Source organism: Nocardia sp. NPDC058633, assembly GCF_042717045.1.
In the GTDB taxonomy this organism is placed as follows: Bacteria; Actinomycetota; Actinomycetes; order Mycobacteriales; family Mycobacteriaceae; genus Nocardia.
In genome coordinates, this window is sequence record NZ_JBHXRA010000013.1 from 71,613 (window position 1) to 92,807 (window position 21,195).

The window sequence follows — 21,195 nt, forward strand, 5'->3', positions numbered from 1 at the left end:
TCGCCCACTTTCCAGGCGATTAGCACGGTTTCGTTCGCGGGTTTCCACGGCAGGAAGATGGCGACCGCAACGGCAACGAACAGCGACGCCGAGACCGTCACGTAGGACGCAAGCTGGAATCCCTCCGAGGGCGCGAACCTGCGACGTGATCTTGATGCGGCCGAGCGGGCACCCAACGGCCGAGCGGTAACGACAATCACTTACCCTAATGCGCTACTGACCGCCCGGAGGGTGTCGAAGTTTTCTGGCCAGGGGCGAAGTGCTGATCGCTTGCTGAGTACGGCCCCGTTTCGTACTTCGGCACCGAGGTCGCGGCCGACGACAGCGCTAGCGGCGTGTCGACCACTGAGCATCGCCCCTTCCGTTGCTGGTCCCCACGGCGTGCTCGTTCCCGCGAGATACAGCCCCTCGATTGGCGTTCTCGTACCCGGACGTAGTGCACCTGTTTGTGACGCGAGGGGCGCTAGCCCGAACGGTGCACCACTGGAGTTTCCGACATACCGCTCCTGGGCCGCTGGCGTACCCAGCTCCACGAACTTGATGGCAGACGACGCTCCCGGGTAAGCCACCTCGATGCGTTGCGCCATACCTTCGGTCAAGATTTCCTTGATGTCGTTGTACGTCGCGTCCTTGCGGTAGCCGTGGCTGGCGACGTCGTAACCCTGCACCGACCACATTGCGGGATTGTGCGGGACGATCGCCTGCACCTCCAGGGTGCCGTGGCCGATCGGCGCACAGGCGGCGTGTCCAGGATCGCGGCGAGTCGAGGACTGGACAAATGTGGGAGTGCGTGTCGCGAATTGCGTCGCCCACTCGCGGCCGTTCTTGGCTCCGTATCCTCGGCCGTGGTAGAGCCGTTGTTCGGTCAGCCCCAGCGTCGCCAGGTTCTTGCAGTCGTCCCAGCTCGGAATGACGAAGATGTTTCCGTTCGGCGCAGACCGAAGGTCCAACTCCACGCCGAAGTAGGCGTTGATGAAAGGGTGGCCCATCCGCAATGCCTTGACACGAGCGCGGTATAGGAGAGGGATGTGCTCGTCATCGACAAGATCGGTAAATGTGCGGATCACATCTCCAGCAGAGACGACAGCCGGCGCGGTCACGATCTCGCCTCCGGTCAGGAGCACACCTCGAACCGCGCCGTTCTCGACAAGAATCTTCTCCACCGCGGTGTTGCGTCGGATCACCCCACCGTGGGCGGTAGTCACCTCCGCGAACGCGGCAGACAGGGCCTGACCGCCGCCTCGCGGAAAGTACGCACCGCCACCGATGTACAGGTTGAGCAAGACGGCATACCACGTCGACGTGGTCTTAGCGGGCGTCGAGCCCAGCAGGCCACAGTAGATTCCCAACGTGAGCATCGTCCGCGGGCTGAGCCGACACGCGAGGAAGAGCGCGACCACCGGAAGGTAGGCGAATGCAGCGGCAGCGCCAACGCCGCGCAGCCACTGATTCTGGCTCGACATGCTCGCCGGCGTCAGGTCCCGGTTCCAATCACGACTCAGCGCGCGAAGAACACCAACGAGCTGTCGCAGCCCTTTCGCATCGTGCGGAAACGCGGCAACGAGGTTCGCTTCGAACGCATCCCACCCGACCGGCACTTTGAGCTCGAGATCCGGCCCGCGGAAAGTATCGAACGCGTCCGCATCCAAGGGAAGCCACGAGATCCGATCGTCGAGCCCGAGCCCACGCATCAGGGTCGGGATATGCCCGTCTGGACCGCAATCGCCGAGATAGTGCACTCCACAGTCGAATTCCCACTTGCCCTGGCGTCGAAAGACATGCGAGCTTCCCCCCAGCACCGAGTATTTTTCCAACAAGAGGACGCGCTTGCCCACCGCGGCAAGGTGGGCGGCAGCTGATGACCCACCCAGCCCGGAGCCGATTACGATCGCGTCGAAGTCACTCATGGTCAAGCCTTTCACGGAGAATTGTCTGTCAAGACGACGGCATCGAGCACGCAGGGGCGAGCTCGAGTAGAGTGGCTGCCGACCCGGCCGAGCACAGGGGCTCAGCGCGGGCCGACAACCACAGAGGTGCTGGCGGCGGCGGCTCAATTCCGCGACAGCACCGGCCTTTCGCCGAACGCCGGGATCAGGCCGCCGGGCGCCGGTGGGGTTCGGATCGGTAGCGGGTGGTGGGCCCGTCGATGCCAAGTAGTTTCCATACCCGTCGGGAGATGGGGTTGATCAACCCCATCTCAGCGGCGAGGGCACGGACATCTCTGAAGAAGTCCGCGAAGGCGTGTTTCGAGTCCGGCAGGCCGTAGAAAGCCTCCGTGCGCACCGAGTCCGGGATACCAGCGTCGGCGAAGAACGCCCGCGGTGGGGTGACGATAGCGCGGCCGAGCGCGAACATGATGACCGGCAAAGCCACCGACAAGCCCAGCTTGTGAACCGGATTAGCTTGCGGCACTCGCTGTTTGAGGAACTCGTGCGCGAACGAGATGTGGCGCGCTTCCTCGGCCACATGGATGGCCATCACCGAACGCATGATCGGATGCACCTCCTCACCGGAGCGCAGGATCGCCTTCTGGATGTGATCGATGGGTTCCTCACCAGCCAGCACACCCATGAAGAACAGGTTCGGAAACAACGCTCCGGCAGGCCCGACCACGTATCCGAGCAGCGTTTTCAACCACGGTGTCATCCCGGGCACATCGATACCGATCCGGTTGACCATCTCCTGGAACATCAGGTTGTGGTTGCACTCCTCGATGATTTCGTGAGTGCAGTACCGAAACTCCGGCGAGCCGTTGGGCAGCCGGTAGGTGTGCTGAACCATGCCGCTGATCAACAACAGCTCGAACTGCAAGCCGACCTTCGCGATATTGGCCTGCCGATACTTGCCGATCGCGATCTGACGCTCGCGCGACAATGCCCGATACCAGGGGTGCGGTCCCAGCATCTCGCCGGACTCGGTGAGGATCCAGCGCTCAGGCGCGGCATCGGCGTCGAAATCCGGATCTTCCCAGTCGATATCGAGATACGGGTCGAAGCGCCGGTGCACCGAACCCTCCGACAACAGCGACAACGTGTCTGCGTACGTCCCGGCCTCGTCGACGAGATCGTCACCGACCCGGATTTTGTTCAGTTCGATCGCCATTGATCTCTCCTCGCAAGTTTTCATGTAACTGCTCGTAACATTATCGTCAGATTAGTAGAACGAATGGTCTGTGGCAAGTGGAGAGCATCTCAGCATCCAGGGCTTTTCAGAGCAGCGGCTCCAGAGTGAGCACCGATTGGTCTACTTTCTGGCTCGCCGCTAGGCTGGTGGTCTGCTTCGAGGTGGGAGAGACTCATGGCTGCGGACGCACGTGGGCGTTTGATCGAGAGCACGATCGAGCTGATCCGACGTCGAGGAGTGGCTGGCACCGGGGTGGCCGATCTACTCGAGCACAGCGGCACCGCCCGACAGTCGATCTACAAGCACTTTCCCGGCGGAAAGACCGAGTTGATCGAGGAGTCCGTCCGGACCGCAGGGGCCTGGATCGAGCAGATGATCGAGCAGATGGCCGGGACGCTTTCCGCGCCGGAGATGCTGCACGCGTTCGTCGAGTACTGGAAATGGGTGCTGGTGAGCAGCGACTACCAGTCCGGATGTCCGATCGCCGCGGCGGCATACGGCGGCAGCGAAGCGCCTGGCGCCCGAGAACTGTCCCGTCAGGCATTCCGCGGCTGGGAAAAACACCTTGCCGAAAAGGCCATCACGCAGGGCGTGCCTGCGCGGACGGCCGAGAGCCTCGCAACCACGACAATCGCGGCAATCGAAGGCGCGGTGATGATGTCTATCGCAGATCGCAACATCGCGCCGCTCAACCGCACCTACGATCAACTCCGCGAGCTGCTGCAGATCCATCTCGCGGCACCCTGATCACCGGCCATCAAGAGTTGGGAATCGAGCCCTCGCCCTATTGACGATCCATCCGTCGCCGCCCGAGCGCTGAGCTCCCGATACAACGGCGCCGACTCCGGTCGGCTACGCCGTCAGGCCAGCGCGAAATCCGCTTCGACCACCAGCTGGCCAGCGTGAACACCCAAGTCACCCGTACCGGCGGTCCGTGGGCGTCAGATCGAATAGGAATCCGCGATAACCAGGCGTTTTCCAGTTGCCCATGTTCTGCGTGTCCTGCCGAGGGCACCAGAACTTCTCAGTCGGGCATCGCCGAGTAGGTCACTACGAGGGGCGCGTGATCGGAGAGGCGCTCGGCGGATGACGGTTCCTTGTCGACGACGACAGACGTCGCGAGGCGGGCGAGGCCAGGTGTCGCGAGTTGGTGGTCCACTCGCCAACCCACATCCTTGGCGAACGATTGCCCCGCCCAACTCCACCAGGTGAGCGGACCCGGGCGCTCGCCGTGCACCTGTCGCACCACGTCGACGAGCCGGCGCCTGCCGAGAACCGCACTGAACCACTCGCGGTCGGTGGGCAAAAAGCCGTCCATCGTGCGGGCGGCACGCCAGTTGGTTACATCGTGCCGGGTGTGCGCGATGTTCAGATCCCCGGTGAGGACGAACTCGCGTCCCGCACTCCGCGCAGCGAGCCGGTTCCGGTGCACTTCGCGGGCGAACGCAGCGAGGAACCTCTGCTTGCGTTCGTACTTGACCCCACCGTCGGGCTGTTCGCGCATCGATCCCGGGCGCTGGAGATGCGCGGGCAGACCACCCTTGGGGAGATACAGAGAGGCCACCGTCACCGGGCGGTCGGCCAGGTCGACCTCGATATAACGTCCCTGTGCGGTGAATTCACCGAGTCCGCGGGCCCTGGGTGGGTGGGTAACCCACGTCCGCACGGCAGCGGCGGGAACCTTGGTCAGTACGGCCACACCGTTGCGACCGGCCACGGAACCGACGTCTACTGCCGCCGAATAGCCCGGGAAGGTTCCTACATCGGCTGCGGAACAACGCAACTCCTGCAGCGCGACCACATCCGCCGACCGGGCCCGCAACCACTGTTCGAATCCACGACGACGTGACGCGCGGATTCCGTTGACGTTGAATGTGGCGACAGTGAAAGAGTCAGCGACCGACGAACCCATGGCAACACTGTGCCGTAGACCCCTTGTCACCCGCCCGGGCAGCTCCGGTACACGACCTGAAACCAGGATGTCGCAGGTTCGAATCCTGCCCAGGGCGCGAACCTGCGACAGGTGGCCATGCACCGACGCCCATGCGATCGTCTCGGCGCTCCAACCAGCGCGAGGTGCGGTTGCTGCCCAGCTGTCGTGGGTTGTCATCAAACCTGCCATTTAATGACTGATGTCGACCAACGACGTTCACGGACGCCAACGCTACCAATCAATGTCGCCCACCCGAAGCCGCGAACGCGCAGTATTTCCGCAGGTCAGTGGTTCACGCTGTCAACCACACCCAACCCTGTTCGCTCTTGACAACGACACCAACCGTAAGCTGCCCGATGTGAGTACATGGAGTTACCCATGTACTCGCTGGACATAGTCGAGCGGCTCCCCACAGTTCGTGGGGAGCCGCTCGATTTGTTTTGTGCTGCTATCTCAATCGCGCTGGAAGTAGCTCAGCAGGCGCAGGATCTCGACGTAGAGCCAGACCAGGGTGATGGTGAGGCCCAGCGCCACGCCCCATGCGGCCTTTTCGGGGGCCTGGGCGCGGATCAGTTGGTCGGCGGCGTCGAAGTCCAGCAGGAAGCTGAACGCGGCGATGGCGATGCAGACCAGGCTGAACACGATCGCCAGCGGGCCGCCGTCGCGCAGGCCGAAGCCGCCGTCGGTGAAGAAGCTCGCGATCAGGTTGCCGACCATCAGCACCAGCACGCCGACCATCGCACCGATGATCATGCGGGTGAAGCGCGGGGTGACGCGGATGGCGCCGGTCTTGTAGACGACGAGCATGCCGAAGAACACGCCGAACGTGCCGAGCACCGCCTGGCCGATCAGGGCGCTACCGCCCACACCACCGAAGGTGACGTCGGTGAACATCAACGACAGCGCGCCGAGGAACAGGCCCTCGAAGGCCGCATAGGCCAACACGATGGCCGGGTTGTCCATCTTGCGACCGAAGGTCGCGATCAGGACCAGCACCAGGCCGATGATGCCGCCACCGATGACGAACAGCGGCGCCAGCGACGGGTTGGCCGTCGACAGCGCATAGGAGGCGATCGCCGAGACGGTGAGCACCGCGAGGGTGATGCCCGTCTTGGTGACCACGTCGTCGATGGTCATCGCGCGGGTGGCAGGGGCCTGCTGGAATTGCTGGCCGTACTGCTGCCCGTATTCGCCGTACTGCTGGTTACCGAGCTGGCCCGCGCCGGCTACGCCCGAACCGAAGTTCGCGTAACCGCCGACACCCTCCTGGCGGGGAAGGTTCTTGAACACCGGATTCGATGAGGTACGCACCGTGCGCCTTTCTTGGAGTTACGAGTCGCTGTAGGAGCTCCAACTGCCCTGTTCAACGCGCCGCGATCGGACAAAGTTCCCAGCGATCCGGTCGATGACCACATCGCCCGCCCGTTCGGACAAATCGGACTCTACCGCTTTCGGGCCGCCCTATCGTTGTACGTCGCGCAGACCACGAACAGACCGCGTGACCGTGAACTTCTGGTTCCGGCCGATCACATCGGTACGGCCGACCATCCGCTCCACCACGCCGCGATAGTTCAGGTGCGAGTTGTACACCGTCCACAACTCACCGCCGGGCCGCAGTACCCGACCGGTCTCGACGAACATCTTGATCGCCGAGCCGGTGTGCACCGCCGCGCCGACATGGAACGGCGGGTTGCACAGCACCAGGTCGGCGCTGTTGTCAGCCGCCGAGGACATCGCGTCGTCGCGCACCACCATCACCCGGTCGCCGACCCCGTTCGCGTCGGCGGTGGCCCTGGCCGAGGCGACGGCGGCGGCGGACTGATCGGTGCCGACCACCCGGATGTGCGGGCGCGATTTCGCCAGGGCGACCGCGAGGATGCCGGTGCCGCAGCCGAGATCGACGGCGTCGCGTGCGTCGGGCTTCATCCGGTCCATGTGTTCGAGCAGGAAGCGGGTGCCGATGTCGAGGCGCGACCCCGAGAACGCCGCACCGAACGCGACGACATCGCCGTCGATTTCGATGACGTGCTCACGCACCGGGAACCGGGATTCCCCCACGGGCAGCGGCTCACCGACCACGAGCACGCGCGACTTCTGCCTGCCCCGACCCGCGCGGACCTGCGCGAACGACTCGGCGAGCACTGCGTTCATGGCCGGGGTGAGGTACTTGTCGCGCCCGCCGGCGAAGACCACGACGTCGTCGGCGGCATAGCGGGCGATGGCCTCGGCGATCTCGGCCACGCCCGACAGCATGCGCGGCAACCGCATCAGGACCACGCGCGCACCGGCGAGCAGGTCGGCGTCCAGCGCATGGGTGGTGTAGCGATCGGCGAGCCCGAGGTTCTTGGCATTGGCCGCCAGCGCGGATTCGCCGGTGATCAGGTCCTGATGCGCGCGAATGCCGGCGAGGCCGTGCCGCACGGCCGCGCCGAGAGTGAGCGCGCCATAGGCGTCGCCGATCACCGCAACCTCACCGCTACCCACGGCCGCGAGGGCGTCCGCGGCCGTGTCGAGGATCAGTCGGTCGGCGGCGTCGACGGCATACAGGTTCGGCGCTTCCACATCCGGATACCGGCGTAGTCGCTCGAATACGTCCTCAACACTGTCCACCCGACAAGTGTGCTAGATCGTTGCCCCACCGTCACATCCGGCCCCGGTAACGTCGGCCGGGATGGCTCACAACGGGTTGACGTGGGATGTATTTCACTGAGCAATAACGGGTTACATAGATTTGCGACGCCCTCGCAGATCATTGCGAGTTCGCGAATTTCACGAATTCCTTTATTCCCCAATACTTCGGCCGCACTCGCTGTTCCGCTCGCGCGGCGACCGCTCAGCGTAGGTTGCGCTATCTTCGAATTTGGCACGCGTTCACCGAAAATCCAGGCCGCGACCTGCGCGCATCAACAGCAACAGCTCTCATTTCGGAGCCGCCAGCAAACTTTCCGTAGCCCGAACACACCCAGCGTTGCTTCGCCCATCACACCGCCGTACCTGCGTAGCATCAGCCCCATGCGCAACGCCTTTGTGTTCGGGCTTATCGCCGCGGCCGCGGTTTCGGCGTCCGGCTGCGGCACCGACAACGCACCGGCCGCGACGCCTCCGACAACGACGACAGGCACCACCAGCACGTTCGCCGATGCCACCGGCGAGGTGCCCACCGACGCGGGCCCGAAGTCCGGCGCGGCCTCCGCGGGCGCGGCGCTGACCGTCAGCGACATCCGGATCGGCAGCCATCCCGGTTTCGACCGTGTGGTCTTCGCGCTCGGCGGCACCGGGACACCCGGCTGGCAGGTGGCCTACACCGATCAAGCGGTTCAGGACGCCAGCGGCAAGACCGTGGACGTGGCGGGCCGCGCGATTCTCGAAGTGCGCATCCTCGGCTCCGCGTATCCGTTCGACTCGACCGTCACCCCCTTCGCCGGGCCGGATCCGGTCACCGATCCAGCCGCTCCGACCATCACCGGGGTCTACAAGAGGCTGGTCTACGAGGGCGTCACCCAGTCGTTCATCGGCATCGACGCCGATCAGCCACCGTTCGCCGTCACGATGCTGACCGATCCGCCGCGGTTGGTCGTCGACATCGCCACCCGGTAACTCCTACCCCTCCCGGGTATGGCGATGGTGCTCGCTAGACTGGCCGCTGTGATGGACCAGCATCGGCCCGAGCGCGCACCCGGCATCGCCAGGGCGCTCGCTGTGCTGATGCTGCTGGCCGGAATCGTCGCCATGCACTCCGCGGTCTTCGGAACCGCGCACGCCTCAACAGGCGGCCACCCGCCGACCGCGCACGCACCGGTCGCCGCGCTGGCACCGCCCGAGCACACGGATCCGCCACCCTTCGCGGCGCCGACCGACGACCACGCCGCGACGCTGACAGGCCGGTCGCACCACTCCGCGACAGACACCCCGGCCCTCGCCGCAATACCTCCGGCCCACGCCGCGATACCTACCGACTCGACGCTGCCGATCGCCGCGCAGTCCGATCCACGCACCGGCTGCGGCGCGGGTGGCTGTGCGCAGCACACCGCCGTCCACGCCTGCGTTTTCGTGCTGGCCGCACTCGCCGTCGCCCTCACGCTGGTCATGCTCTATCGCCTCGGCGACACCGCCGAGGCCGCCCGGCGCACACCCAGAATCTGGCGTGGCAGACGTACGCGCCCGCCACCATGGACCGTCCTCACCCTTTCCCAACTGGCGATTCTGCGGATCTGACAGGCGCGGCACTTTCGTGCGTCGCCGGTTTCGACACCTCACCCGAATCCCCAGGAGGATCACCATGTCCATCAGCCGTACCCACCTCATCGTCGCCGCGGTCGCCACCGTCCTGCTCGCGGCGGGTTGCGGTGACGACAGCACCACCACCCACACCACCGAGCACTCCACCACCACCACGACCAGCGCTGCCGCGAGCGCCGACTTCAACGATGCCGACGTCGACTTCCTGCAGATGATGTACCCGCACCACGCGCAGGCTGTCGAGATGGCGAAGATGGTGCCGAGCCGCACCCAGAACCAGCAGCTCATCGCGCTGGCCGCCCAGGTGGAACGGGCGCAGGCGCCGGAAATGCAGCAGATCACCGACCTGCTCACCGGCTTCGGCAAGCCCGCGCCGAGCGCGACCGAAGGGCACGGCGGGCACGAGATGCCCGGGATGATGACCGACGCGCAGATGAGCAGTCTGCGCGCCGCGAACGGCGCCGACTTCGACAAGCAGTGGCTGGAGATGATGATCGCTCACCACGAGGGCGCCGTCGGGATGGCCGAGACCGAGCTCACCAATGGCATCGATCCGCAGTCGCGCCAACTGGCGACCGAGATCCTGGCCGATCAACAGGCTGAGATCGCCACCATGCGCGGCATGCTCGGGCAGAACTGATCGAGCGCGGCGCCGGGCACGACAGCCCGGCGCCGCGTATCGGTTCCTCATCGAAATCGCCACCGCGACCTGACGTCACCCGGAACTTGCCAGTACGGTCGATATGTTCGGCTCCGGCCCAACCGGTGCCTGCAATCTCGAGGCAGGAGAGAGAAATGCGAGTACTGGAACGGCTGGGACTCGGGACCGCGCTGGCGGCCACCGCGACCGGGGTGATCTTCATCGGCGCCTGCTCCAAGCAGGTGCCGGGCACGGCCGAGGTCAACCAGGGCGAGCTCGCCTCGTATACGTCCGAGGTCGCGGCCTCCTCGGCGGCGGCGTCGTCGTCGCGCGCGGCGAAGATCGAGGCCGCCAACGACACGGCGTGCGACGGCCTGCGCTCGGCCAACAAGACCTCGGTCACCTCGTTCAACGCCTACATCGCGGCGTCCAATGATCAGGCGCCCGATGCCGATGCCAAGGCCACCGACGCTGTCACCACCCTGCGCAACAGTGCCACGGACCTCGACCGCAGGATCACCGCCGATGTGATCCCGGATCTGTCCGTACCGTTGCGCGACTACATCGAGAAGACCAACACCCTCGCCGACACGCTCGAACGCAGGGCGCCCACCGACGAACTCAACGGTGTGATCGACACTTTCAACGCGTCCAAGGACAACGCCATCGGGGTGTGCACGCCCTACGGCAGCTGATCTCCCGGTAACAAGAACGTGATCGTTCACGATTCCCCTCCTGACACATCATCGGGAGGGTTACGTGCACGGCTATCTGAAATCCGTTGTGGCAGCAACGCTTACCGCGCTGACCCTGATTTCGGGGGCATGGCTGCCGAGTCCGGCCTACGCCGACCCGCCCACCGCGAAGCAGTGTGAGGTCACCACCGGCCGCACTCCGCAGTCCGCCACACCGGCCGAAGCCGCCCTCGACCCCGACGTGCTGGCCACCGCGATGGCGCGCGCCACCGACCTCACCCGCTTCAATATCCAGCTGTACCGCAACAACTGCCTGATCGCGACCGGCCCACGCAACGCCGAATCCGGTGGCGTGGCGTGGAATCTGTGGAGCGGGACCAAGAGCGTCGTCGCGCTCGTCGCCGGGGCGGCCGTCGACGAAGGCCTGCTCCGGATCGACGAGCCGATCGGGCGCTACCTGCCGCCAGGGCTCGGCGACGACGCCCACCGTGAGATCACCGTGCGCAATCTGCTCACCGAGTCATCCGGCATGGAGGTCGCCGTCGCCGCCGAGGGCGCGACGGGGCTGGCGCAGCTCGATCCCAATGTCGTCGCGCAAGCGCTCGCGATGCCGATCGAGCGCCCGCAGGGCACGATGTTCCGCTACAGCCAGCGCGCGGTAGACCTGCTGGTGTATGTCATCCAGCAAGCGGTGGGCGAGGATTTCCAGGCCTTCGCCCAGCGAAAGTTGTTCGACCCGTTGGGTATCGCGCGCAGCGACTACTACTGGGCCCGCGACCGTGCCGGAAACACCTATGGCCACGCGCATTTGATCCTGCCGCCCGACGACTTCGCGAAACTCGGCCTGCTCGTAGGTAATCGGGGCCGCTGGAACTCCCAGCAGGTGATCTCCGAGGACTACATGCGCGCGGCGGTTTCCCCGTCGGCGAGCATGCCCTGCTACGGCTTCCTGTTCGTGATCAACGGCGCACCGTGTCGCCTCGAGTTCCCCGGACTGCCCGACGACGCGGTGAAGATGTCGGGCATGCTGCGCAACGACAGCTTCATCGTGCCGAGCCTGGGCCTGGTACTGAACTGGACCGGTGTCGCGACGGTGGGCGCCTCGACCACCTACACCCACGACGTGATGCGCACGCTCGTCTCGGCGTTTCGCGACCAGCAGATCCCCGATCCGGGTCCGTATCGTGAGCGTCCCGATGTGAGCGTGACCGACCCGATGATCGCCCGGCCCGACGCCCTCTTCGGCACGCTCGGCGTCGGCCCCTACGCCTACCCGGGTTGCAACATCCTCGACTGCCTCGGCGAGACCCCGAAGGCCCCGTTCGCGGATTCGCCGCCGGGATGCCTCATCCTGGGTTGCATCGGCACCGACCCGCGCACCCCCGGCATTCGCTGATCCGAGCAGCGGATCCCTGGGCTCGCGGGCGCCGGTCGCGTATTCTCGGGTCAACCGGATAGGACCAGTAGGGACCGGTCGGCCTACCAGGACAAAGGAGCCACTGGCGATGCCCGCACCGCTGCGTGACAGCGCAGTGCCCAAACATGAGCAGCTTCGCGCGATTCTGCTGCAGAAGTGCACGCGCGAGCTGCAGCCGGGCGACCTGCTGACCAGCGAGCGCAATCTGATGCAGGACTACGGCGTCAGCCGGATCACCGTGCGCGAGGCGGTCGGCCAGCTGGTGAACGAAGGGTATCTGGTCCGGGTTCGAGGCAAGGGCACCTTCGTCGCGCACCGGCCCGTGCAATCGCGGCTACACCTGGCCTCTTTCACCGAGGAGATGCGCGCGCTCGGCCACCATCCGACCACCCTGGTGCTCGTCGCCGAGGAAGCGGAGGCGCCCGAGGCGACCGCCCGCTCGCTGCGACTGCCGCAGGGGGCGCTCGCCTACCATGTGCGCCGCCTGCGGCTGGCCGACGACGATCCGATCAGTGTCGACGACGCCTGGTTCAACCCCGAACTGGTCCCAGGCCTGATCTCGCACGACCTCACCGGTTCGATCTACCGGACCACGGCCGATCGCTACGGCAGGCCGATCGAGCGGGCCGTGCAGACGGTCGACGCCCAGGCGGCCGAGGCCGGGATCGCCGCGCTGCTCGGCGTCAGAAAGGGCGCTCCGGTACTGCATTTCGACCGCGTGTCGTTCAGCGCGGAGGTGCCGATCGAGCACACCAGGAGCTGGTACCGCGCCGACCGCTATCGGGTGCAGATGGAGGTCGGTCAGCGGCCGCAGTCGTAGCCGGACCACACCGATTCAGTGTGAAATCACAGTATTTCAGTTACCGTCTGGGGGCTATTACAGCGAAGCCCTCGGAGGTATCACCCATGTCCATCCGTCAATCCACCGCCACCAAGGCAGGCCTGCTGGCCGTGCTCGCCGCGGGAACCCTGCTCAGTACCGGCGGCACCGCCCACGCGATCGGCGGCGCCGATTGGGATCTACTCCCCTCGGGTTCGGTCCAGATCGGCCCGCCCACCGGAAGTTCGATGGGCTCGGTCGACGTCGGCAGCGGCACCGGCTCGTTCGACGCCGACCTCGGCTCCAGCGCCGCGCGCCCGCCCGCCACAGGCTCGGCCGCACTGCCGATCTCCGCCCGCTGACACCCACCTGGGCCGCCGCGTTCAACCACGGCGGCTCAGGTGCCGAGCACGGTCTAGCCTCGTGCGGCACAGCCTGTTTCGGATCGGGAAAACCGGGCATGCAGCCATTGTGGGTGCCCACCGGTATTCCACAGTCCCGACACCGAACAGGTGAGCTCTAATGATTCTTCTCGGCGCAGTCCTTCTTATAGCCGGACTCGTTTTCGGCATCCCGCTGCTCAACACAGTGGGCGTCATCCTCCTGGTGGTCGGCCTCGCGCTGGCATTGATCGGTGGCCTAGGGCGCCCGGTCGGCGGCCGGCGACACTACTACTGACCGGCGGACCGACACCACCGGAAAGGGGAAACACCATGAGGGGCAATACACCTCGCATTGTTTCACTCGTCGTGCTCGTGTGGTTACTGATCGGTATTCTGGCCGCGGGTCAGCGTGGCTATTTCACCGAACGTGACCAGAACTGCGCGACTCTCGGCACCATCGCGGTCACGATGATCGCGGGCCCACTGAACTACATGGGCGTCAACCCGAAGGTCGACAACTGCGAACTTCCCCAGCCGAGCTGATCTCAGCCGCCGTGGCCGAATATTCGGCCACGGCGGCTGGTCCGGTTTACGCGACCCAGTGCTTGCCACTGTCGGACAGCGTGGCCGGATCTGCGCTGTGAATTTCGCCCCCGTCAGTCCGTGCCGACGAAAATTCCGATACGGACCGGTCGGGATTATCGGCTGACTATTCCTTCTGCGAGCGCGCACGAATCACATTGCCCAGCCGATCCAGGGATTCCTGATTGCGTGCCGAGAACAGCAGATCTTGCGCCATTCCGGGGATCAACTGCGCGGGCCCTCGGGCGGCGCGTTCGATCATGCGGATCGTGGTGTGCCCTGGCCGCTCCTCGACGAGCGTGAGCGTGATCCACGCCGAGCCGACCGACCACAGCCGCGCCTCCAGCTCCAGCCGGTGCGGCGGGTCGACCGCCCGCACCTGCGTCGTATCGCTGATCAGCACCGGCCACAGCCCGAATCGGTAGTGGATGCGACTGCCGACGGCGGGCCAGTCGGGATCGACCTTGCCGATGTGCGAGGCGCCGACCACCCAGCTCGCGTAGAGCCAGCCGTCGGCCAGGGTCGCGAACGCCCTGTCCGGCCGCACGGGCACGGTCACCTCGGCTGTCAGCACGTCTGATTCCTCGTCCGTCGCGGGAGTCCGGTCACCACAGCATAATTCGTGTCGGCGTCTGCCGTCGGACGTGTCCACGCCCGCCCGGTGGGTGCGGCACGCCGAACCCACGATGATGCGGGAAAATTGCTGTCCACCGTTTCGACGTGGGATCGTTCCCTTATGTCCACGGAAGAAGCACGGCTCGGCAACCCGCCGAGCCCCGCCGACACGGCGGCCGACCGCACCCTGTTCGGTCACCCCATCGGTTTGACCAACCTGTTCGGCGTCGAGCTGTGGGAGCGTTTCTCCTTCTACGGCATGCTCACCATCCTGGGCTACTACCTCTACTACTCCACGACCGAGGGCGGCCTCGGGATCGCCCAGAGCACCGCGCTCGGCATCGTCGGCGCGTACGGCGGCCTGGTGTACCTGTCCACCGTGCTCGGCGGCTGGATTGCCGACCGGGTGCTGGGGATGGAGCGAACGGTCTTCTACGGCGGTGTCGTGGTCGTGGCCGGACATCTCTCGCTGGCGGTGTTGCCCGGGATGACGGGTGTGGGCGTCGGCCTGGTACTCATCGCACTGGGCAGTGGCGGGTTGAAGGCGAACGCGTCGTCGTTGCTCGGCACCCTCTACGCGCCGACCGACGCTCGCGTCGACGGCGGGTTCACGCTGTTCTACCTCGGCATCAACATCGGCGCGTTCAGCGGCCCACTGCTCACCGGCCTGTTGCAGCGCGAATGGGGATTCCACGTCGCCTTCGGTGCCGCGGCGATCGGCATGGCTCTCGGCCTGGCGCAATACGTGCTCTTCCGGCGCAACCTCGGCACCCACGGGCGCGAGGTACCCAATCCCATCACTCGTCGCGAACTGACCCCGGTGCTGCTCGGTGTCGCCGCCGCGGCGGTCGTGGCGCTGGTCGCCGTACTGACGAAGCTGATCACCCTCGACAATCTCTCCGACGTCACCACCGGCGTCATCGTGGTCGCCTCGGTCGTGTACTTCGCGGTGCTGTTGCGCAGCGCCAAGGTGACTCCGATCGAGCGAACGAGGGTTGTCGCGTTCATCCCGCTGTTCCTCGCCAACGCGGTGTTCTGGTCGCTGTTCCAGCAGATGTTCACCATGCTCGCGGTGTATTCCGACGAGCGGATCGACTGGCGGATCTTCGGCTGGGAAGCGCCGGCGAGCTGGATCGGCTCGGTCGAGCCCGTGTGGATCATCGCGCTCTCGCCGCTGTTCGCGCTGATGTGGACCAAGCTCGGCAATCGCGCGCCGAGCACGCCGATCAAGTTCGCGCTCGGCGTGATCGGCATGGGCGTCGCGTTCTGGTTGTTCGCACTGCTCAGCGGTTTCGAGGGCAAGACCGTGCCGGTGCTCGCGGTCTTCGCGATTCTCGGCGGCTTCGCGATCTCGGAACTGCTGCTCTCGCCGATCGGCCTGGCGGTGACCACCCATCTCGCACCCGCCGCCTTCCGCTCGCAGATGATGGCGCTGTATTTCTTCTCCGTCGGTATCGGCACGTCGATGGCGGGCACGCTGGCCCGTTTTTACAGCCCGGACAGCGAGACCGCCTATTTCGGGTTCAGCGGCGCCGCGGCCATCGTGGCCGGTCTCGTCGTCGTCGCCTGCGCACCGTGGATCAAGAGCCGCATGCAGGGCGTGCACTGACCTGGATCCGGGTAATCCCCGGCAACGTTTCGTAGCAGAAGGAGAAGTACCGTGCCGACACCGCACGATGCTCCCGGGGTGGGCCGATCGCCCAGTCGCGGGAGCGGGTTGTTTCGCACCAAATCCGTCGAGCAGTCGATTCTCGATACCGATGATCCCGATTCCAGGCTTCGCAAGGATCTGACAGCCTGGGATCTCACGATCTTCGGTGTCGCGGTCGTCGTCGGCGCCGGTATCTTCACCCTCACCGCGCGCACCGCGGGCAATGTGGCCGGACCGTCGGTCTCGCTCGCTTTCGTTTTCGCCGCGATCGCGTGTGGCCTCACCGCGGTCTGTTACGCGGAATTCGCTTCGACCGTGCCCGTTGCCGGTAGTGCCTACACCTATTCCTATGCCACCTTCGGCGAATTGGTCGCGTGGATCATCGGCTGGGATCTGATCCTGGAATTCGCGCTCGCCGCGTCGGTGGTCGCGAAGGGCTGGTCGCAATATCTCGGCACGGTGTTCGGATTCGAGTCCGCCACTGTGGAATTGGGTTCGGTCACCTTCGACTGGGGCGCGGTGTCGCTACTTGCCGTGCTCGGCGTACTGCTCGCCGTCGGCACCAAGGTGTCCTCGCGGGTGTCGGCGGTCGCGGTGGCGATCAAGCTCGCCGTCATCGCCCTCGTGCTCGTGCTCGGCATCACCTATTTCAAGGCCTCGAACCTGAGCCCGTACATCCCGCCGTCGCAGCCTGCCGAGGAAAGCGCCAGCGGCCTGCACCAGACCCTGTTCCAATTCATCACCGGCGCGGGCGACACCAATTTCGGCTGGTACGGCCTGCTCGCCGCCGCCAGCATCGTGTTCTTCGCGTTCATCGGTTTCGACGTCGTGGCCACCGCCGCCGAGGAGACCAAGAACCCGCAGAAGGCAGTACCGCGCGGCATCCTGGGATCGCTGCTGATCGTCACCGTGCTCTACGTGGCGGTGACGCTGGTACTCACCGGCATGGTGCCCTACACCGAACTGTCCGGCGAGAACGCCACGCTGGCAACGGCATTCCAGATCCACGGCGTGGACTGGGCCAAGAACGTCATCTCCATCGGCGCCCTGGCCGGCCTCACCACCGTGGTGATGGTGCTGTTCCTCGGGCAGACCCGCGTGCTGTTCGCGATGTCGCGCGACGGACTGTTACCCCGCGGACTGGCCCGCACCGGCAAGCGCGGCACGCCGGTGCGGCTGACCGTCATCGTCGGCGTGATCTGCTGCGTGCTGGCCGGTTTCGTCGACTTCGGCACGCTGGAAGAAATGGTGAACATCGGCACGCTGTTCGCCTTCGTCCTGGTCTCGGTCGGCGTCATCGTCCTGCGCCGCACCCGCCCCGACCTGCCCCGCGGCTTCCGCGTCCCCTTCGTCCCCTTCATCCCCATCCTGGCCGTCGCGGCCTGCCTGTGGCTGATGGTGAACCTCTCGGTGGAAACCTGGCTGCGCTTCGTGATCTGGATGGCCATCGGCTTCGCCGTCTACTTCGCCTACGGCCGCCGACACTCGATCCTCGGCAAAAAGGCCGCGAGTGACGACTGACCAGCCCCTTCGATGACATGATCGGTCCCGGCGTGGTCCCACCCGACACGCCGGGCCGACCTTGTCGACCAACAGGATTCCGGTACACCCGTACGATTCGATACGCTATCCGGGACGCCCCTATAGCCCAATTGGCAGAGGCAGCGGACTTAAAATCCGCACAGTCAGGGTTCGAGTCCCTGTGGGGGCACTAAAACACCAGGTCAGACCGGATTGCTGGGTCTGAGAACTTGCAAAATGCGGACGATTCCCAAAAAAAACACCAAGAATTCGCGCCGAACTTCCTGTCGCCCGCCAGCCCCAGCCATCGTCAGCCGGGACCGCTGCAGCGAGGTAGACCCTCCAGTTTCGAGACTGACAGACGTCCACGCAATTGCCTCAGACGCTACATCTGCTGCCATCAACGCCCGGCCGACAGGGGGATGCCGCGCCGCAATGAATATGCGCGATGTGGCCAACGTGCGCCCCACGCGACGGTCCAGGCTGACGGTCTACGCCGCCCTGCACGTCTTGCGCGCCACCGAGGCCGCACCCTGATCCGTTCGTCGTGTTTCCCGAGCCGATACCAGCACCGACATCGGCGCCGACGGCCAGGATGCGCGGGGCCGGTCTCGTCATCGCCGAACCGCCGGTGTTCATCGGGATGCTCGTCACCGGCATGACCATCGACGAGCAGCTGTGTTCTACCGCCGACCCTCGTCTGCACCAGCTCAGCGTCGCCCTGGCTGTTCGCATCCGTTGCGAAGGACAGCAACAGACGCACGAAGAGTCCACCGTGACCCGTGCCGCTGACCGGCAGCCACAGCATCAGCGAGCTGGCCCAGAGCATGGCCGAGTGGAACACCTTCGGAAAGATCGCCACGTCCGAGCACGCCCGCATCTTCATACGACGCTGAGGCTGCTGCTGTATCTGTGCAGCGACCAGCGCGACACCCGTACCTATCGACCCGACCAGGGGCGTAAAGGCAAGAAACGGCGCACCGACCGCAGGAACGGTGACGGCACTGTCGTCGATCTCGGTTTCAATGTCGGACCTTCCCTGCAAGCGGCAGCAGAAGACCCTGGCCAACACGACGGTGGCGCCGACGAGCGGCGTGTGCGAACACATTTGCGGCTCGCGCACTGGCACACGTACTGGCGGTTGGATCCGAATGTCATGCGGCTCGAAGGTTTCGAGCCTCGGGTCGAGTGGGCCTTGTCTCGGTTGACGCCCGAGCAGCGTGAGATCGCAGAGGTATGGGCACACAAGAAAGCTCCCTTACCTGGTCTCAGGCTGCCGCCTCTTGTGGACGTGACCCCCGGATTGGCGAGTCGGTCGGTCGCAAACTCAGTCGACCCGGAGACCTCTAGGTACTCCGTCGCACTGCTAGGCCTTAACCGAAGGTTACTGAGCTCGAAGGCCCGTCACCGTATTAGTCCGGCCGCCGAGAAGCGATCGTGCCCGAAAATGCCGCCCTCACTTGCTGGAACAAGCGAGGGCGGCGGGCAAACCCATGTCCAGATCATGGTGCAGGAACTAGGAGCCACAGTGAAGGTAACCCGCCCGAAGGAAACGACTACTCCTCTGCCCATATCCGCCCGACGAGCTGGACGTCCAGGAGCGGCGAGGAGCGCATGCTGGTCGACTGTCCCGCGGAACGTCTTCTGAGGTGCGAACAGGCAGCATTCGGCATGGCTGGACGTCAACACCAACGGGGCCGCATCGCTACAGGTGTGGCGACCGCGTTGATCAGCGGCGCAGTTCTCTGGGCAGCTGGGCAGGTCGATGACCATGCCGATGTGGAGGTCAAACGAACCGACCAGGGCTACGTGATCGAGATCCATTGGGACAGCTCGATCCAGGATCTCCGATCCGCTGAAGATGTGATCGCCCCAGGCATCGACGACCAACGCAATTTTCCCTCGCCCAACGAAAGGTAGGGCCAAGGACGACGATCTGTGTGCTGTCATGAGTGGCTATGTCGTACTCACGGCATAGCCACTCTCCGTCATGCGGCAGCCGCGACGCGGGCGTTCGTAATCGATCAGACGGAAGGGCGGCATTCCCAGTCGGGTCGCGTGGTACGTCACGAGTCTGCACGCTTCTTGGTGGGCGCCTTCTTGGTGGGCGCCTTCTTCGCGGACGCCTTCTTCGCGGACGCCTTCTTCGCGGACGCCTCCTTGGTGGGCGCCTTCTTCGCCGCGGGAGGCTTCTTGATGGGCGCCTTCCTGGCGGGGGCCGGACCCGCGAGGATGTTCGCGGCCAAACCGTCCATCGCGGCTTGCGTGCTCGACATGGAGCGGATGTTCGCGGCGATGCTGTCCATCGCGGCCTGCAGCGAGGAGCTGGCCCCGAAGGTTCCGTACCCGAGGTGTTCTACCGATCTCGTCCGCGCTTGGAGCCGTTTCCATTGTACGCGCATAGGGTCATCACGCAGGGCGTTTGCCGTGGTCACCACAACATCGCAGATGCGGCGGTCCACACCGACAGTTATGTCACCAGCCAGCCTGAGAATCTTCTTCCCCGCGCCGCCGCCGTACTGATCAACGGTCTCGAAATCGACCTCGGTGTTGACAGCGAATCGGGCAGTCCAGCCCGACTCGTTGGTACGCGCCAGTTCATCAAATCTCCAGGTGTCACCGAGCGGCTCCGCGGAGATCACTCTGCCTGCTGAGACATGCAGATCCAGCGCAGCTACCCGGGGATCCAGAGCGAACCCCTCGGCCGCACTGGACAACTGCTTGCCCAGCTCGTCGTAGTCGAGATCGCCTATGAGCTTTTCCCGCTCGGCATCGCCGATGGGCTCGAAGCGGCTCGCAAAGTGTCGTTCCAGTCTTCGCAAGTTGGTGACGTAGTGGACTCGACCAGCGAGGTTGAGATCGGTCAGTTCCTGCTCGAGTTGCGGGTCGAACACCAGTGGGCAGTCGTCCTTACGTCCGCCGCCAGCGCGTACCCAGTTTCCGTCTTTGGGACCGAAATCTCCGACATTCTCACTGACGAACCACACTTCTACATCAGGGTTCTCAGCGGCGATCGAGAGCACGGTGTGCCAGATGACCGTATCGCGGAACCCGTCAGGTTCTTTCTCGTTGTACGGCGCCAGCTGATGCACCGCCCGTCGGACGATGTCCATGTAGTCGATCTGAGGTGGGCTGACCAGCGAAGCCCCCATATCTTCGATGCCTTCGCGGAGCCGGGTCTCGAGCTTCGTGATCTTCTCGCTGATCAGAGCAGCCAGATCTTCTACGAACTCGCCTAGCTCCAAGGCACCGACCTGCATCGCTTCGACCTTGATCAGTTCGTCGGCCCAGCGCTTCCGAAGTGTGTGAACCGCTTCTACCAGAGCAACTTCCGGTACGGCGATACGGAAACCCCACTCCTCCTGCTGTTCAGCTAGCGACTTCCACGGGTTTCTTCCGAGATTGTTCGAGGAGACAAGAATGTTGGCGTCAACGACGACGATGATCGGCACAGCGGCCATTGTCCTCACCAGCGGCAAGGCCAAATCATGGACCCGCCGGACTTGCCGCCGCGTGCTTGTCTGCCGTATCCCCGCACGACAGCTGCAGTGTTGAGAAACGATCGTTTTACGACGT

General features: G+C 65.1%; 21 protein-coding genes and 1 tRNA gene. 14 read left to right on the forward strand and 8 right to left on the reverse strand.

Annotation, left to right across the window (positions count from 1 at the left end; all coding sequences use genetic code 11):
* Positions 1 to 200 precede the first annotated feature (200 nt).
* Together ACFWUR_RS18525 and ACFWUR_RS18530 are read right to left on the reverse strand one after the other, a co-directional pair.
* Positions 201 to 1,907: a phytoene desaturase family protein gene (locus ACFWUR_RS18525; protein WP_378908355.1), complete on the reverse strand. Its 1,707-nt coding sequence runs from the start codon at positions 1,905 to 1,907 to the stop codon at positions 201 to 203.
* Positions 1,908 to 2,091: 184 nt separating this feature from the next.
* Positions 2,092 to 3,102: a diiron oxygenase gene (locus tag ACFWUR_RS18530; RefSeq protein WP_378908357.1), complete on the reverse strand. Its 1,011-nt coding sequence runs from the start codon at positions 3,100 to 3,102 to the stop codon at positions 2,092 to 2,094.
* 195 nt (positions 3,103 to 3,297) lie between these two features.
* Between ACFWUR_RS18530 and ACFWUR_RS18535 the strand changes: the two genes are divergently transcribed.
* On the forward strand, positions 3,298 to 3,870 hold the full coding sequence (locus ACFWUR_RS18535) for a TetR/AcrR family transcriptional regulator (RefSeq protein WP_378908358.1): 573 nt from the start codon (positions 3,298 to 3,300) through the stop codon (positions 3,868 to 3,870).
* A 277-nt stretch (positions 3,871 to 4,147) separates the two neighbouring features.
* On the opposite strand, the gene ACFWUR_RS18540 is transcribed toward ACFWUR_RS18535, so the two are convergent.
* From ACFWUR_RS18540 to ACFWUR_RS18550, 3 genes are all read right to left on the reverse strand, one after another.
* A complete protein-coding gene (locus tag ACFWUR_RS18540) occupies positions 4,148 to 5,035 on the reverse strand; it encodes an exodeoxyribonuclease III (RefSeq protein ID WP_378908359.1) in 888 nt (295 codons plus the stop codon).
* A gap of 474 nt (positions 5,036 to 5,509) precedes the next feature.
* The gene (locus ACFWUR_RS18545) at positions 5,510 to 6,367 is read right to left on the reverse strand and encodes a Bax inhibitor-1/YccA family protein (RefSeq protein ID WP_378908361.1); all 858 of its coding nucleotides are present in this window, start codon (positions 6,365 to 6,367) and stop codon (positions 5,510 to 5,512) included.
* Positions 6,368 to 6,517: 150 nt separating this feature from the next.
* Complete coding sequence (locus ACFWUR_RS18550) at positions 6,518 to 7,666, reverse strand: class I SAM-dependent methyltransferase (protein ID WP_378908362.1); 1,149 nt, start codon at positions 7,664 to 7,666, stop codon at positions 6,518 to 6,520.
* 402 nt (positions 7,667 to 8,068) lie between these two features.
* Here ACFWUR_RS18550 and ACFWUR_RS18555 point away from each other — a divergent pair, with 402 nt between their 5' ends.
* From ACFWUR_RS18555 to ACFWUR_RS18595, 9 genes are all read left to right on the forward strand, one after another.
* Positions 8,069 to 8,653, forward strand: coding sequence for a hypothetical protein (locus tag ACFWUR_RS18555; protein ID WP_378908364.1), 585 nt, complete (start codon positions 8,069 to 8,071; stop codon positions 8,651 to 8,653).
* Between the two features lie 48 nt (positions 8,654 to 8,701).
* Positions 8,702 to 9,271, forward strand: coding sequence for a hypothetical protein (locus ACFWUR_RS18560; protein WP_378908365.1), 570 nt, complete (start codon positions 8,702 to 8,704; stop codon positions 9,269 to 9,271).
* Positions 9,272 to 9,335: 64 nt separating this feature from the next.
* On the forward strand, positions 9,336 to 9,935 hold the full coding sequence (locus tag ACFWUR_RS18565; protein ID WP_378908367.1) for a DUF305 domain-containing protein: 600 nt from the start codon (positions 9,336 to 9,338) through the stop codon (positions 9,933 to 9,935).
* A gap of 155 nt (positions 9,936 to 10,090) precedes the next feature.
* A complete protein-coding gene (locus ACFWUR_RS18570) occupies positions 10,091 to 10,630 on the forward strand; it encodes a hypothetical protein (RefSeq protein ID WP_378908368.1) in 540 nt (179 codons plus the stop codon).
* 88 nt (positions 10,631 to 10,718) lie between these two features.
* Complete coding sequence (locus ACFWUR_RS18575) at positions 10,719 to 12,026, forward strand: serine hydrolase domain-containing protein (RefSeq protein WP_378908369.1); 1,308 nt, start codon at positions 10,719 to 10,721, stop codon at positions 12,024 to 12,026.
* A 109-nt stretch (positions 12,027 to 12,135) separates the two neighbouring features.
* The gene (locus ACFWUR_RS18580) at positions 12,136 to 12,867 is read left to right on the forward strand and encodes a GntR family transcriptional regulator (RefSeq protein WP_378908371.1); all 732 of its coding nucleotides are present in this window, start codon (positions 12,136 to 12,138) and stop codon (positions 12,865 to 12,867) included.
* Positions 12,868 to 12,953: 86 nt separating this feature from the next.
* Complete coding sequence (locus ACFWUR_RS18585; protein WP_378908372.1) at positions 12,954 to 13,229, forward strand: hypothetical protein; 276 nt, start codon at positions 12,954 to 12,956, stop codon at positions 13,227 to 13,229.
* Between the two features lie 160 nt (positions 13,230 to 13,389).
* Positions 13,390 to 13,545, forward strand: a complete 156-nt coding sequence (locus tag ACFWUR_RS18590) for a DUF6131 family protein (RefSeq protein WP_378908374.1) — start codon at positions 13,390 to 13,392, stop codon at positions 13,543 to 13,545.
* 35 nt (positions 13,546 to 13,580) lie between these two features.
* Entirely contained in the window at positions 13,581 to 13,793 is a 213-nt protein-coding gene (locus ACFWUR_RS18595; protein ID WP_378908375.1) for a hypothetical protein, read from the forward strand.
* Positions 13,794 to 13,959: 166 nt separating this feature from the next.
* Here ACFWUR_RS18595 and ACFWUR_RS18600 read toward each other — a convergent pair whose 3' ends face one another.
* Positions 13,960 to 14,406: an SRPBCC family protein gene (locus ACFWUR_RS18600; RefSeq protein ID WP_378908376.1), complete on the reverse strand. Its 447-nt coding sequence runs from the start codon at positions 14,404 to 14,406 to the stop codon at positions 13,960 to 13,962.
* Positions 14,407 to 14,568: 162 nt separating this feature from the next.
* Here ACFWUR_RS18600 and ACFWUR_RS18605 point away from each other — a divergent pair, with 162 nt between their 5' ends.
* The 3 genes from ACFWUR_RS18605 (at position 14,569) to ACFWUR_RS18615 (ending at position 17,809) form a co-directional block, all read left to right on the forward strand.
* Positions 14,569 to 16,056: a peptide MFS transporter gene (locus tag ACFWUR_RS18605; protein ID WP_378908378.1), complete on the forward strand. Its 1,488-nt coding sequence runs from the start codon at positions 14,569 to 14,571 to the stop codon at positions 16,054 to 16,056.
* Between the two features lie 51 nt (positions 16,057 to 16,107).
* The gene (locus ACFWUR_RS18610) at positions 16,108 to 17,619 is read left to right on the forward strand and encodes an APC family permease (RefSeq protein ID WP_378908379.1); all 1,512 of its coding nucleotides are present in this window, start codon (positions 16,108 to 16,110) and stop codon (positions 17,617 to 17,619) included.
* A gap of 116 nt (positions 17,620 to 17,735) precedes the next feature.
* Positions 17,736 to 17,809: transfer RNA gene (locus ACFWUR_RS18615), tRNA-Leu, on the forward strand.
* 210 nt (positions 17,810 to 18,019) lie between these two features.
* On the opposite strand, the gene ACFWUR_RS18620 is transcribed toward ACFWUR_RS18615, so the two are convergent.
* The gene (locus tag ACFWUR_RS18620) at positions 18,020 to 18,742 is read right to left on the reverse strand and encodes a hypothetical protein (RefSeq protein ID WP_378908380.1); all 723 of its coding nucleotides are present in this window, start codon (positions 18,740 to 18,742) and stop codon (positions 18,020 to 18,022) included.
* A gap of 491 nt (positions 18,743 to 19,233) precedes the next feature.
* Here ACFWUR_RS18620 and ACFWUR_RS18625 point away from each other — a divergent pair, with 491 nt between their 5' ends.
* Complete coding sequence (locus tag ACFWUR_RS18625; protein WP_378908382.1) at positions 19,234 to 19,539, forward strand: hypothetical protein; 306 nt, start codon at positions 19,234 to 19,236, stop codon at positions 19,537 to 19,539.
* A gap of 146 nt (positions 19,540 to 19,685) precedes the next feature.
* Here ACFWUR_RS18625 and ACFWUR_RS18630 read toward each other — a convergent pair whose 3' ends face one another.
* Complete coding sequence (locus ACFWUR_RS18630; protein WP_378908383.1) at positions 19,686 to 21,071, reverse strand: PIN domain-containing protein; 1,386 nt, start codon at positions 21,069 to 21,071, stop codon at positions 19,686 to 19,688.
* Between the last annotated feature and the right edge of the window lie 124 nt (positions 21,072 to 21,195).

Bases quoted from the DNA above. Each gene is read 5' to 3' on its own strand.
- ACFWUR_RS18565 (WP_378908367.1), top strand. From the start codon at position 9,336: ATGTCCATCAGCCGTACCCACCTCATCGTCGCCGCGGTCGCCACCGTC.
- ACFWUR_RS18595 (WP_378908375.1), top strand. From the start codon at position 13,581: ATGAGGGGCAATACACCTCGCATTGTTTCACTCGTCGTGCTCGTGTGG.
- ACFWUR_RS18540 (WP_378908359.1), bottom strand. From the start codon at position 5,035: ATGGGTTCGTCGGTCGCTGACTCTTTCACTGTCGCCACATTCAACGTC.
- ACFWUR_RS18535 (WP_378908358.1), top strand. From the start codon at position 3,298: ATGGCTGCGGACGCACGTGGGCGTTTGATCGAGAGCACGATCGAGCTG.
- ACFWUR_RS18580 (WP_378908371.1), top strand. From the start codon at position 12,136: ATGCCCGCACCGCTGCGTGACAGCGCAGTGCCCAAACATGAGCAGCTT.
- ACFWUR_RS18585 (WP_378908372.1), top strand. From the start codon at position 12,954: ATGTCCATCCGTCAATCCACCGCCACCAAGGCAGGCCTGCTGGCCGTG.
- ACFWUR_RS18555 (WP_378908364.1), top strand. From the start codon at position 8,069: ATGCGCAACGCCTTTGTGTTCGGGCTTATCGCCGCGGCCGCGGTTTCG.
- ACFWUR_RS18605 (WP_378908378.1), top strand. From the start codon at position 14,569: ATGTCCACGGAAGAAGCACGGCTCGGCAACCCGCCGAGCCCCGCCGAC.
- ACFWUR_RS18570 (WP_378908368.1), top strand. From the start codon at position 10,091: ATGCGAGTACTGGAACGGCTGGGACTCGGGACCGCGCTGGCGGCCACC.
- ACFWUR_RS18590 (WP_378908374.1), top strand. From the start codon at position 13,390: ATGATTCTTCTCGGCGCAGTCCTTCTTATAGCCGGACTCGTTTTCGGC.
- ACFWUR_RS18625 (WP_378908382.1), top strand. From the start codon at position 19,234: ATGCTGGTCGACTGTCCCGCGGAACGTCTTCTGAGGTGCGAACAGGCA.
- ACFWUR_RS18530 (WP_378908357.1), bottom strand. From the start codon at position 3,102: ATGGCGATCGAACTGAACAAAATCCGGGTCGGTGACGATCTCGTCGAC.
- ACFWUR_RS18525 (WP_378908355.1), bottom strand. From the start codon at position 1,907: ATGAGTGACTTCGACGCGATCGTAATCGGCTCCGGGCTGGGTGGGTCA.